The organism is Pantoea sp. MHSD4 (assembly GCF_021043305.1).
Lineage (GTDB): Bacteria > Pseudomonadota > Gammaproteobacteria > Enterobacterales > Enterobacteriaceae > Pantoea > Pantoea eucalypti.
This window is the reverse complement of sequence record NZ_JAJNDH010000004.1, coordinates 400,344-413,290: the sequence shown is the minus strand read 5'-3', so window position 1 is coordinate 413,290 and position 12,947 is coordinate 400,344. Positions and strand designations below refer to the sequence as shown.

Here is a 12,947-nt window from a genome sequence, read left to right as displayed (position 1 = left end):
TCTGTCGTCTCAGGACCAGTGGGTAACTGACTGATTTTAAGAATTTAAGGACGAGGTGCATCATAATGTTTCAAAGGCAGTGGCTAAAGCAATTTTACATGCCAGCATTCATTTCTTTTTATATTGGTGTCTTATTAAACACGCCTGTTTTTATCCGCCGTTATAATCAACTGCATTTTGATAATAAACTTGCGTTAACTTTCGAAGTTATAGCTGCCTTCTTTTTTGTCATGTCATTAACGCTGCTGATTTCCCTGACAGGAAAAATTCTGACACGCGTACTCCTGACGTTACTTGTTATTTTTTCAAGTGCTGCCAGTTACTACATGATATTTTATAACGTTGATATTGGTTATGGCATTATTGCTGCCGTTTTAGCAACTGACTCCTTAGATCTTTCAAAAGAGTCTGTTGGATGGCATTTTATTATCTGGTTAATCTTAGTTAGCATCCCGCCCCTGTGGGCAGTCTGGCGCGGAACGCGTACGCTTCCTGCTTCAAAAAATACAAAAAAGCGCGACTGGTATTGCAGAAGTGCTGTATTTTTCATCGCCGCTTTATGCTTCTGGCTGCCCTTAAATGTCATGGGAAAACTTCAGAACGAACAGGATAAAAAAACCAATCGAATGATGGCGAGTTATGGCGGCATTGTTGCAGGTACTTATTCTCCATCTAACTGGTTGTCAGGCATCGGATTGCTGGCATACAGTTCGCTCAGTCAGGCTGAAGATAATCATAATCTTTTCGATCCTTCCGAACATTTCCGATATGTTACACCCAAAAAATCAGATGATTTATATATTGTGTTCATTATTGGTGAGAGCGCACGGCGTGACCATATGGGGTTATACGGTTATGCCCGCGATAATACGCCTTATCTCGATCGTGAAAAAAATCTGGTTCACCTGCAGGGTTACTCATGCGATACCTCGACCAAGCTCTCGCTCCGCTGCATGTTTGTCAGAATGGGAGGCGCATCCGAAGCACCACAGCGCACCTTAAAAGAGATGAACGTATTTACGGTAATGAAAAAGCAAGGTTTTACTGAAGACTTATACTCCATGCAAAGTGAGGCATGGTTTTATAACAAGGTCATGGCGGACAGTTACTCGCTCAGGGAATCTATTCAGGCCGAGAAACGTCACACCGGTCAGCCGGTGGATGATATGGCTCTGGTGAGTGAATTAAAGGATTCAATACAACAGCATCCCAAAGGAAAACATATCGTCATTCTGCATACGAAAGGCTCACACTACATGTATACAGAGCGTTATCCGCGTGAATTTGCACGTTTTAAACCTGAATGTCAGGGGATCGATGATGCCTGCAGTACACAGGAGATGGTGAATTCCTATGATAATAGTCTGCTATATATGGACTACTTTATTAAACAGACACTGGACACCCTGAGGGATAAAAATGCCATCGTTTTTTACGCATCAGACCACGGCGAGTCGATTTCTGAGAATATGCATTTCCATGGTACACCGCGCGATCATGCACCCTTAGCTCAGCGCACTATTCCTGTGATGGTCTGGGCCTCTGACAAATTCCTTGAGGATAAAGATAACAACGCCTCTTTTGAAAAATTAAGACAATTGCAGGACAAAAAAATACCGGTGTTTCATGAAAAGCTATTTGACAGCATTTTAGGTTGCTCTGGGTTTACATCACCTGATGGCGGTATTAATCCGTTAAGAAACTGGTGTTCCCATTCGCAGTAAAAGGGTGGTCAGCGCTTATGCGATCTGACTAAAAATGAAATCATTACGAAAAGGTGAACTGAATTATTTCATTTCACCTTTTTTTTGCCTGGGCTCACACTGTTAATACTGCCAGTGATCGCCGACTCAACAAAGATTTGAAAGCGTCATCTTTCTCAGACTGCCTTTGTCCGTCATCCCCGCATCAGCACGCCTCAACATAGCCAGCCAGGAAATATCCCGATTACTGTGCTGCCGATCGCGTTATCAGCCATGGCAGCTAAGCTTAGTTGACAATCACCCGGCCGGAAGAGAGTCCACATCCGGACGCAAGCAGGAGAAGATCATGAAAGCAGTAATTTACAACGGTCCCTATGATGTAAAAGTTAAAGATGTCCCTGATGCGAAAATTGTTCGTCCTACAGATGTCCTTGTCCGCATTACCACCACTAACATCTGTGGGTCTGACCTGCACATGTATGAGGGCCGGACCAGCTTTGAGCAGGGACGTATTCTGGGGCACGAAAACATGGGTGAGGTGGTTGAAATTGGCTCGGGTGTTGAGCGTATTAAGGTCGGTGACTATGTCTGTCTGCCATTCAATATCGGATGCGGTTTTTGCGAGAATTGTGAAAAAGGTCTGACGGGATATTGCCTTACCGCCAATCCAGGTACAGCGGGAGCGGCCTATGGGTTTGCTGAAATGGGCTCCTGGGAAGGCGGTCAGGCGGAACTGCTTCGGGTTCCTTTTGCAGATTTTAACTGCCTCGTGCTTCCGCCTGACGCAGCAGAGAAAGAAGATGACTATGTGATGCTCTCGGACATTTTCCCTACCGGCTGGCATGCAACAGAACTTGCCGGATTAAAGCCCGGCGAAAGCGTTGCCATTTATGGCGCGGGGCCGGTGGGTTTGATGGCTGCACACTCAGCCATCATAAAAGGTGCTTCACAGGTATTCGTTGTGGATACACATAAAGACCGTTTAGCGCTGGCAGAAAAACTGGGGGCAACGGCCATCAATGCTGTTGGTGATGAGGCCGTGCAGAAAATTCTCGACCTGACGGACGGGCGTGGCACCGACTGTGGCTGTGAATGTGTGGGTTATCAGTGCTGTAACAAACATGGCCATGAAGACAATTCAGTCACCATGAACAGTCTCGTTGCGTCAACGAAAGCAACCGGGGGAATCGGTGTTGTTGGCGTATTTGTTCCTCAGGATCCGGGAGCTTCTTCGGACCTTGCTAAAGAAGGTAAGATGCCCTTTGATTTCGGGAGTTTCTGGTTTAAAGGACAGGCAATCCGCACCGGTCAGGCTAATGTCAAAGCCTATAATCGTCAGTTGTCACGCCTGATTCATCAAGGTAAAGCCAGCCCGGGAGATATAATCTCACACCGTCTTTCGCTTGAAGAAGCGCCTGCGGGATATAAGCACTTTGACGACCGCGATGAAGGATGGACGAAGGTTATCCTGAAGCCATAACATAGGTTGGCCGGTAAGGAAAAATCGTAGAAATGCTGAAGTGCCGACGGGATACCATTGCGTATCCCGTCATTATTTTGCTCTGTTTCAGCAAGCCACCCTGCCTCTTGTCAGCCACTTATTAAACAGGCATTCCGTTCTGTTCTTTGTCATCACATCACATCATGTCATGTAGCCCTGTAATGCTTCTGTTTTCTACTTTAAAAGAGACGGGCACCTCAAAACCGGGAGAAGGGGCAGGCCTTTCATGAAATCATCTGCACAAAATGCCGCTACATTAAACAATAGAAAATTTAAAGATTTACCTCGCTTATATAAGCTGTGATCGGGCCGATAACATGACTGCCATTTATTTTTTCTCACCGGGAGCCGTTATGTTAGGTAAATTATTCAGAAAATCACCCTCCGCAGCAGAGGTCATTTCATCCACAGTGCCTGAAGTGTTAATTGAAGAGTTTCAGCCACGTAGTCAGCTACCCGAACGTCTGGACAGTTTTTTGGGCCTGGTGCCAGAAGTATTATGGATATGTGAGGGTAAAGACATTAACGACAGCACGCCGCTATGGATTTCATCGGCAGCGCCGTTAGCTTTGTCACGCGGAAGCAGTAATACCACGACGCTCTCAGCGCTCTGTTCCCTTGTTCATGAAGAAGATAAAAGCCATTTCAGGCATCTTTTACGAAACCCGCAGGCCCCTGTTTCTCCCGACGTAAAGCAAAAATGCCGTTTTATGACAGCGGACGGAAGTTATGAGTGGTTTCAGGTGGCGGTAAAACGTGAGCGCAGCCCGGACAGCCAGAGTCAAAGACTGACTGGAATGTTGCTGAACATTAACGATGATGTTGCGCACGAAAGTGAATACGACATTGCCATGACCCGTTTTAACCTGTCGCGTGAAATGCTGAATGACGGCCTCTGGGATCTTCAGATTATTAATGGTGACCCTTTACATCCGAAAAATGTGTTCTGGTGGTCTCCACAGTTCAGGAAACTGCTCGGATTCGAAACTGTTGAAGAGTTTCCTGATGTGATTGACAGCTGGGCTTCGCGTCTTCACCCGGACGACAGCCATCACACGCTGGATGCCTTTATAAAACACCTTAACGATCATTCAGGCGCAACAGGTTATGACGTTGACTACCGCGTCAAACTCAAAAACGGCAATTACCGATGGTTCCGGGCCCGCGGTCAGACCCGACGCGACAAAGACGGCGTACCTTTGCGGGCGGTCGGGGCCCTGATTGATATCCAGACACTGAAAGACCGGGAAGCTCAGGCTGAGCATGAACGTCAACGAAGACATGAGGCTGCAGCGTCTGTCAGTGAAATTGCTGATTTGGTCTCCGAAAATGCAAATATCGCTGCTCAGATCAAACTCATCTCATTGAACGCCAGCATTGAGGCCGCAAGAGCAGGCGTACAGGGGCGGGGCTTTTCCGTTATTGCCAGTGAAATTCGCGAACTGGCGGACAGAACCGCTGAGATAACCGAAAACATTAGCCGCCTGCAGGTCCGGCTGGAGGCTCTGTCGCATTAAGGAGCCGTCAGGTAACATGCTGTTTTTTTTTGTAATGTTGCCGAATATGTCCTTGATCCAAAAATCTTTCCGACGCCTCCATTATCCCGTTGATATTATCGCGCAGTGTGTCCGCTGGTATCTGGCGTACTCACTCAGCCTGCGCAACCTCGAAGAGATGATGGCTGAGCGGGGTATTATTGTTGATCACTCCACACTTCACCGCTGGGTCATCCGCATGGTACCCCGGCTGGACAGGGCGTTTCGCAGATGTAAACGCACAGTGGGTCGTCGATGGCGGATGGATGAAACCTCCGTAAAAGTTAAAGGTGAGTGGAAATACCTGTACCGGGCAGTTGACACTGATGGTCAGACCATCGACTTTCTGCTGACGGCTAAACGGGATGCAGCGGCAGCACTACGTTTTTTCCGCAAGGCCATGCGCCACCACGGTGAACCGGAGGTTGTGACCATTGATAAAAGTGGCGCCAATACGGCAGCGTTGACCATACTCAACGCCGGTAAACCAGCAGATGGAAGCATCAGGGTCAGACAGAGTAAGCACCTGAACAACTGGTGGAACAGGATCACCGAAATATCAAGCGCCGGATACGGCCCATGCTGGTATTCAAATCATTTGGCGAGCGCAGACGATACTGGCTGGCATTGAGTTAATGCACATGATACGCAAGGGGCAATTTCATCATTCAGCCAACAGTGAATTGTCACCGGCAGAGCAATTTTATCTGTTGGCTGTTTAATAAATCGGCAATGCCACTTTTGCTGACTTGTCTACGCTAATGCGACAGAGCCGTCACAGCGGCGCAGCCATTACCCATGCCTTTCTCATTTCGCTTCTCATAATGGTCGCCTGCCTGACTATCGGGGCAGCACTGTGTACCCGGCTTATCCGGCTCGGATCGCTCCGCGAGCCCGGCCCGCGTATCCCAACGGTAACTAGCAGGCTCAGCTGGCTGCGTTGCAGCGGCCAGCAGATAGACTCTCTGTTTTCACTTAAGTGGTGCACAGCCTATGCATGGGAATCTGATCGCTTCTTCAATCCGGAACGATAGAAGAGTTGCCGTCTATTTCAGAAGTCATCGATCAAGCTGACAGGGCAACAGACCCTGTTCGCAATAAGTGAGGAGCAGATGCGCCATCACTGATATCAACCTTACTGACAGGCATCACACACTTATGGAAGGAATTGCGCCGCGAGGCCAGGAGTAATGGTGCATTTCAGAGCCCTGATCGACAACATTGCGTCATCGTCCATTACAGAGCTGGTTAAAAAGCATGCTAAAGCGGGGTTGGTTAAGCTGGCGCAGTAACAAAGCTAACGGGGTGCTTTAATCGGTCAAATGAACTGCACCTCATCAGTCAACAAGGCTTGTAAAAATTTCACAGGATTACGGCCAAAACGCAGTTAAATGGTCTGGTTTTAACAGGCACGTGATGCCTGGACGAAAAAAAATGGGGCCCTGAGGCCCCATGCTACTTAGCGTTTCTTCGGCGTCTGTTATTCAGGCAGGGCGTAAACCACCACCTGATCACCCACCTGATCTTTCAGGATGGTATTACCACCCGCGACAAACGCCACATACTGACGGCCTTTGTACTCGTAGACCGATGGGTTAGCTACCGCAGGGGCTTCTGCCTGATCGGACCATAATTCTTCGCCGCTCTCAACAGAGTAGGCGCGAACTTTTGCATCCATTGAAGCACCGATGAAAATGACGCCACCTGCCGTTACAGCCGGGCCGCCAATCGTCGGGGAGCCCCAGCTTTCTGGCATAAAGAAGCCATACTGCTGTGATGCGCCAACAGGACGACGCCATTTCACGTCACCGGTGTGCATATCAATTGCGACGATTTCACCAAATGGCGGCTGCCAGCACGGCATACCCAGCCAGTTGTTTGCAACCATCAGGCGCAGGCCGTAGGGCGCGCCTTCCTGAGGGGCAAAACCGCTTTCATTGCCGGAACCGTTATCCGCTTTTTCATAATCTTTGCGGCTGTAAAGTTTCACATACTGCACAATGTGAGAGGTGTTAACGATAGCAATCTGTTTTTGTGGATCGAACGCCACGCCGCCCCACTGTACGCCACCGGCACTGTCCGGGTAGGTCAGTGCACCTTCGCCTTTGGTCGTTGGCGGCGTATACATACCCTCATAGGTCAGCTTATCCCACAGTCGTGAACACTGACCGGCACCCACCACATCCGCCAGTTTCCAGATCGCTGGTTTTTTCGACTGATCGAGCAGCGGCGCAGGTTTGGTTGGGAATGGCTGGGTTGGCGAGAGCACTTCACCCTCTACGGATCCATCACCCTGAGGCACCGGTCGCTCTTCAATCGGCCAGACATCCTCGCCGGTCAGACGGTTAACCACAAACAAAAAGCCCTGCTTGGTGGCCTGAATCAGTGCCGGGATCTGTTTACCGTTGACGGTGATATCCATCAGCGTTGGCGCAGAGTTGATGTCGTAATCCCACACATCGTGATGTACCCACTGGCGGGACCAGACAACTTTACCGGTATTAATATCCAGTGCCGTGGTCGAAGTACCTAGTGGAATAGGCGCGGTGCGGTTACCGCCCCAGTAGTTAGGAGACGGCGACGAGACAGGCAGATAGACCAGACCGTGCGCTTCATCGGCAGACATATGGGTCCAGACGTTAGCCGTACCGGTGCGTTTGCGAACCTCCGCCGGAATGGCTTCAAATGTCCATTCACGTTTGCCGGTCTGCGCGTTGACGGCAAAAACGGTGCCTGGAGGGGCTTCAGCATAGGCCCAGTCTTTACCTGCCCAGCCAATCAGAAGATGGTTACCGACAACCGTGGGTGGCTGTAGCACCGACAGCGGGTATTTGGCATTCACAGTGTTCCACTGATTAAGATCTAATATGCCATTTTCCGCAAAATCGCTGCACGGCTTACCGGAATCCGCATCCAGCGCAAAAAGTTTGCCATCCACGGTTCCCATGTAGACGATCTTCTGACAGGCCTGGCCGGCAACCGGATTTTTAGCCTGCCAGTAGGAGACGCCACGGTTTTTCAGAACCGGCTGAGTCAGCGCTTTACGGGATGATTTAGTGTCATAGTGCCACTTCTCTTTACCTGTGCCTGGGTCAAGCGCGATCAGGCGATCAAACGGTGTACCGATATAGAGTGTCTGATTGGCAAAAATGGGTGTTGCTGACCAGACGGTAGCGGGTGTATCGCCTTTACCATCGGAGACATCGCCGGTATGAAACTCCCAGACTTTCTTCAGTTTGCTGACGTTGTCAGCGGTAATCTGTTTAAGAGGACTGTATTTCTGCGCATTCAGCTGACCATGAAAGCTATCCCAGGTGGCAGAGGCGGGAACCAATGGGGTGGCGGGATTATCCGCAGAGACGACATTTTCTGCACTATGCGTACCGCTTGATGCTTCATCAGTCGTTTTTGTCGTGCCTGGCGACTGTTGATTGGCCGCCTCAGCATCGACTTTTTCGCGCGCGCCCATTGAGGCTTCTGCGGCTTTATCCTGCGCATGGAGAGTGAGCGGCGCAAGCAGCAGCGCCAGTGCCGTCATACTGACTTTCATGAGTGGAGAATAGTGATTGTTTTGCACAGGGGGTTCCTCAGGCGTTGACGCGATGGCGGGCGGAGTGATTGTTAAGTGTAATCAGGCCAATCAGGCCGATCACCATCGCTGCGGTAATGATGTACTGATGCAGCAGCGCAGCAGCAAAACCGATACCGATCAACAGGAGTAAAGTCAGCACCATTAACGTAATGCGCGCACCACGCCTGGATGCGCCACGCAAAAGAAACGTCAGCAACGCCAGTACTACGCTGGCAATAGCCACACCCAGCGCTCCGATGGTGCCAGTCACGCCGGTCAGTGGTGTGAGCCACGCATACAAAGCGACCGCGAAGCCAATCACGGCGGCGAGTAGCATGAGTAAGCCGCCCAGGCGGGAAGGTTGAGAGTGCATCATACCGGTAAATCCTTTTTGAATTCGATCAGTCATTAAATATGGCGCACTGACGTAATTTTGCGGATTATTTTTCCTGAACCCGGTAAAGGGAACTATTCACGCAATCCACACAACGATTATTGGTCACTAAACCTCCTGTCGGAAGGTGAGCGCCCAACTGTTTTCCCCGTTCTTCTGTCTTTCAGCCCAAAGCGGTCAGAGAGTACGGGTATCGACGCGGAATTGCGCGTCTTGAGAAGGCGTATATGAAAACTATGCTCATCACCACAGTCGTAATCAGTTAATGCAGCCAGCAGTGTTTTATTTCGACAGGAGAAATGATGTTATGCAACGGATAATTAAGACATCGCTGTGCCCAAATACAGGACGTGCAGGCGCATGACATCTTAAATAAAGGGCAGCATAAAGATCAGTAAAGCGCCGGAGTGAAATGGCCGCTGGTGCGAGCGGCCATCATTATTCAGGGAACGCTTTGTATCAGTAACGGTTTACCCATCCGTTGAGCGGGTGAGGTTTTCCCATTGATCTATTTCCCGACCTAATGCAGCGAGATCCTGCCGTACTAACGTTAATGCATCACTGCCTAATAACAAATGCCTGGGTGGATTCTGACTGTTAATCAATGTCAGGATGGCGTGAGCAGCCTTGACGGGATCACCGGGTTGCTTACCACTTTTTTCCTGACGTGCCTGACGAATGGGGTCGAATAAAGCGTCATAGTCCGGGATACTGCGGTCGCTGCGCACCATTGAACGCCCGGCCCAATCCGTGCGAAACGAGCCGGGCGCCACGGCAGTCACATGTATATTAAAGGGTGCCAGCTCTTTGCTTAATGTCTCCGATATTCCTGCCAGTGCAAATTTGCTGCCACAGTAATAGCTTATGCCGGGCAGGGTAATGAAACTGCCCATTGAGGTGATATTAATGATGTGTCCACGGCGCCGATGGCGCATTCCCGGCAGGACAGCTTTGATCATCGCGACTGCGCCAAACACATTCACGTCAAACTGCCGTCGCATCTCAGCGAGCGGTGATTCTTCCAGAATGCCCTCATGGCCATAACCGGCATTATTTACCAGGACCTCAATGGGCCCGACGTCGGACTCAATCTCATTGACTACTTTATCAATACGCTCAACGTCCGTGACATCAAGCAGTCGTCCAAAGGCGCGCTGTGCATCGAGCGCCTCAAAAGCCTGTCGGGCTTCGCGGTTGCGCACAGTACCGATGACTTGATGGCCTGCGGCAAGTGCTTCCCGTGCCAGCGCGAGACCAAAGCCACTGCTGACGCCGGTGATTAAAATGGTTTTTGCAGATGTCATAAAAAGAACTCCCATACAGTGTGAAGGTTGCATGGTATTCTCAGTATCGCCGCATTCTTAGGCCGTATCTTCTCTTTTTCTTGCCTGATTTTATGAGGTGGCGGGATGTCAGGAATCATTTCTCTGGTGAAAACACTTGCGGTGCAGGAGGGATACAACCTCACTGCCTTACCCGATGTGCGCATTTTGCGCTCCGACCGACCGCTTAGGAGAACGCCTGTCCTTTACGATCCGGGCATTGTGATCGTCTGCCAGGGCAGTAAATGCGGTTATTTCGGTCAGCAGACTTATCTATATGATGAGCAGCACTATCTGGCGGTTTCAGTGCCCGTACCCTTTGTGATGGAAACCGACGCGTCGGCAGAACATCCGTTACTGGCGATGTATCTGCATCTGGACTTTCAGCTTGCCGCTGAACTGATGCTGCAGATTGAGAAGCATGGCACCCCGCATCCCTCGGCAGTGCCGCAAAGCATGATGTCGAGCATGATGGATGACAGGGTAAAAACGGCTGTGCTGCGCTTGCTCGAAGTCCTGAATGATCCGCTTGAGGCGGAGATCCTGGGTCCTGCAGGCCTTCGTGAACTCTATTTTCGCGTGCTGACAGGCGTACAGGGCAACGCAATGCGTGCCGCGCTGGCCTTACAGGGCCAGTTTGGCAAAATCGGCAAAGCGTTACAGCGCATCCATGCCACTTACGCGGAGCCGTTAACGCTGACACAACTGGCGATGGAGACGGGAATGAGCGTACCGACGTTCCATCATCATTTTAAAGCGATAACCCGGATGCCGCCGATGCAGTATGTGAAATCGATACGCCTGCATCAGGCGCGCATGCTGATGGTACGCCAGCAGATCACCGCGGCCGCCGCGAGTTATGCCGTTGGTTATGAAAGCCCGTCGCAATTTAATCGCGAGTTCAAACGCCTGTTTGGCTTGCCGCCAGCAGAGGAGATAAAACGTATGCAGCGTCATTTTGTTGTCCCGCCTCCGCAGCCAGCGTCGGTATTCATTTCATCGCATTAAGCTTTCTCAGTTTCGCGGAATAGGGCGTGCGGATTGGCACGCCAGTGATCTCATGTGTATTAATGGCCACCCATTATCCGTTCAACCTCTTCAGGTTTGTCATGCACACCAAAACGGTCAATGAGCGTGCGGGTTGCGTCGTTCATGCCCCGGATTTCCACTTTGGCACCCTCGCGGCGGAATTTAATCACGATGCGGTCCAGCGCGTTGATCGACGTAATGTCCCAGAAATGCGCGAACGTTACGTCAATCACCACTCTTTCCTGAGTTTCCTGAAAATCAAAGTGGCGGGTAAAACGATCTGCTGAGGCAAAAAAGACCTGGCCTGTCACTGTGTAGGTTCGGGTATCACCCTCCAGTGACGACCTGACTGTCATAAAATGGGCCACTTTTGTGGCAAAGTTCAGTGACGCAATCAGCACGCCGGTCAGCACACCAAACGCAAGATTGTGGGTTGCCACCACCACGACAACGGTCGCCAGCATTACGATGCTGGTTGAAACCGGATGGGTCCGCAGGTTCGTAATTGATCGCCATGAGAAGGTGCCGATGGAAACCATAATCATCACCGCAACCAGCGCCGCCATGGGTATCTGAGACACCCAATCGCGCAGGAAGATCACCATCAACAGTAGCACCACGCCGGCCGTGAGAGTGGAAAGCCGCCCCCGTCCACCCGACTTCACGTTAATCACTGACTGACCAATCATGGCGCAGCCCGCCATGCCGCCAATAAATGCCGTACAGACGTTGGCAATACCCTGCGCCTTGCACTCGCGGTTTTTATCGCTCGGGGTGTCGGTCATATCGTCCACAATAGTGGCGGTCATCATGGATTCCAGCAGCCCTACAACGGCAAGGCCGGCGGAGTAAGGCAGGATTATCAGCAACGTATCCATGTTCAGTGGAATGTCCGGGATAAGGAACACCGGCAGGCTATCCGGCAGCTTGCCCATGTCGCCTACGGTGCGCACATCTAAATGCAGCCACATGGAGATGGCGGTCAGCACCACGATGCAGACCAGCGGGGAGGGAAGGGTTTTATTGAGGTAGGGAAAGAGGTAGATGATTGCCAGGCCTGCGGCGGTGAGCGCATAGACGTGCCAGGTGACGTTTGTGAGCTCTGGCAGTTGTGCCATAAAGATCAGTATCGCCAGCGCATTGACGAAGCCGGTCACGACCGAACGGGATACGAAGCGCATCAGGCTGCCGAGTTTCAGGTAGCCGGCGAGCAGCTGCAATATGCCGGTCATTACCGAGGCAGCAAGCAGATACTGCAGCCCGTGGTCCTTAACCAGCGTGACCATCAGCAGCGCCATTGCGCCGGTTGAAGAAGAGATCATCGCCGGACGGCCGCCAAAGAAAGCCATGACGATGGGGATACAGAATGCGGAGTAGAGTCCAACCTGCGGATCTACGCCAGCGATAATAGAAAAGGCGATCGCTTCTGGAATGAGTGCGAGCGCGACAACAATACCAGCAAGGACGTCACCACGGACGTTGCCCAGCCAGTCCTTACGCGTCGAGGACAGCAGCATAGTAATTTCTCAGATTTTGAATACAGTCAGCCCGGGAGGGCAAAAAGTTTCAGGTACAAAAAAGCACATCCGCAGACGGGATGTTTTCGAGTGTGCGACTGAGATTACTCAGTGCGACAGGGGAGGGTGAAGACTCAGGGTGGCGTAAGACGCATGATTTTTGAGTTCTCCTTTAAGGCAAAAAGGTGCCTGCAGGACTGAATTTAGCCAGCAGAGACGGTGGAGGCTGCGCTGACGGTGATGTCCGTTCTTATCCGGACAGGCAATCAACTATAAACGAAAGGGATGTGAGGTCAACATTTGAGCGCGCAGAAGGGTGTCGGTGACAGCCGCAGAAACGGGCATGCAGGTACGCGCCATCCGGGGCATAGCACA

8 protein-coding genes and 1 pseudogene are annotated in these 12,947 nt (G+C 51.0%); 5 read left to right on the top strand and 4 right to left on the bottom strand.

The features are described from left to right. The first annotated feature begins 65 nt into the window (after positions 1–65). The 4 genes and pseudogenes from eptB to LQK91_RS14970 all read left to right on the top strand — a co-directional run bounded on the left by eptB (position 66) and on the right by LQK91_RS14970 (position 5,461). Positions 66–1,724, top strand: a complete 1,659-nt coding sequence (eptB, locus tag LQK91_RS14985) for a kdo(2)-lipid A phosphoethanolamine 7''-transferase (RefSeq protein ID WP_105099627.1) — start codon at positions 66–68, stop codon at positions 1,722–1,724. Positions 1,725–2,049: 325 nt separating this feature from the next. Further along, on the top strand, positions 2,050–3,183 hold the full coding sequence (locus LQK91_RS14980; protein ID WP_105099628.1) for a glutathione-independent formaldehyde dehydrogenase: 1,134 nt from the start codon (positions 2,050–2,052) through the stop codon (positions 3,181–3,183). A gap of 374 nt (positions 3,184–3,557) precedes the next feature. Next, a complete protein-coding gene (locus tag LQK91_RS14975) occupies positions 3,558–4,721 on the top strand; it encodes a PAS domain-containing protein (RefSeq protein WP_105099629.1) in 1,164 nt (387 codons plus the stop codon). Positions 4,722–4,767: 46 nt separating this feature from the next. Further along, positions 4,768–5,461, top strand: a pseudogene (locus tag LQK91_RS14970) (IS6 family transposase). A gap of 758 nt (positions 5,462–6,219) precedes the next feature. Here LQK91_RS14970 and LQK91_RS14965 read toward each other — a convergent pair. The 3 genes from LQK91_RS14965 to LQK91_RS14955 all read right to left on the bottom strand — a co-directional run bounded on the left by LQK91_RS14965 (position 6,220) and on the right by LQK91_RS14955 (position 10,008). After that, the gene (locus LQK91_RS14965) at positions 6,220–8,277 is read right to left on the bottom strand and encodes a pyrroloquinoline quinone-dependent dehydrogenase (RefSeq protein ID WP_255694450.1); all 2,058 of its coding nucleotides are present in this window, start codon (positions 8,275–8,277) and stop codon (positions 6,220–6,222) included. 49 nt (positions 8,278–8,326) lie between these two features. Then, the gene (locus LQK91_RS14960; RefSeq protein WP_008924819.1) at positions 8,327–8,686 is read right to left on the bottom strand and encodes a hypothetical protein; all 360 of its coding nucleotides are present in this window, start codon (positions 8,684–8,686) and stop codon (positions 8,327–8,329) included. Positions 8,687–9,174: 488 nt separating this feature from the next. Continuing rightward, positions 9,175–10,008, bottom strand: a complete 834-nt coding sequence (locus tag LQK91_RS14955) for an oxidoreductase (protein ID WP_105099630.1) — start codon at positions 10,006–10,008, stop codon at positions 9,175–9,177. A gap of 105 nt (positions 10,009–10,113) precedes the next feature. Here LQK91_RS14955 and LQK91_RS14950 point away from each other — a divergent pair, with 105 nt between their 5' ends. Continuing rightward, positions 10,114–11,034 (top strand): AraC family transcriptional regulator, encoded by a 921-nt coding sequence (locus tag LQK91_RS14950; RefSeq protein ID WP_105099631.1) that lies wholly within the window; start codon positions 10,114–10,116, stop codon positions 11,032–11,034. A 59-nt stretch (positions 11,035–11,093) separates the two neighbouring features. On the opposite strand, the gene LQK91_RS14945 is transcribed toward LQK91_RS14950, so the two are convergent. Then, a complete protein-coding gene (locus LQK91_RS14945; RefSeq protein WP_105099632.1) occupies positions 11,094–12,572 on the bottom strand; it encodes a SulP family inorganic anion transporter in 1,479 nt (492 codons plus the stop codon). Between the last annotated feature and the right edge of the window lie 375 nt (positions 12,573–12,947).

Coding starts and splice junctions, on each gene's coding strand:
- eptB (WP_105099627.1), top strand. CDS start 66: ATGTTTCAAAGGCAGTGGCTAAAGCAATTTTACATGCCAGCATTCATT.
- LQK91_RS14980 (WP_105099628.1), top strand. CDS start 2,050: ATGAAAGCAGTAATTTACAACGGTCCCTATGATGTAAAAGTTAAAGAT.
- LQK91_RS14975 (WP_105099629.1), top strand. CDS start 3,558: ATGTTAGGTAAATTATTCAGAAAATCACCCTCCGCAGCAGAGGTCATT.
- LQK91_RS14965 (WP_255694450.1), bottom strand. CDS start 8,277: ATGACGGCACTGGCGCTGCTGCTTGCGCCGCTCACTCTCCATGCGCAG.
- LQK91_RS14960 (WP_008924819.1), bottom strand. CDS start 8,686: ATGATGCACTCTCAACCTTCCCGCCTGGGCGGCTTACTCATGCTACTC.
- LQK91_RS14955 (WP_105099630.1), bottom strand. CDS start 10,008: ATGACATCTGCAAAAACCATTTTAATCACCGGCGTCAGCAGTGGCTTT.
- LQK91_RS14950 (WP_105099631.1), top strand. CDS start 10,114: ATGTCAGGAATCATTTCTCTGGTGAAAACACTTGCGGTGCAGGAGGGA.
- LQK91_RS14945 (WP_105099632.1), bottom strand. CDS start 12,572: ATGCTGCTGTCCTCGACGCGTAAGGACTGGCTGGGCAACGTCCGTGGT.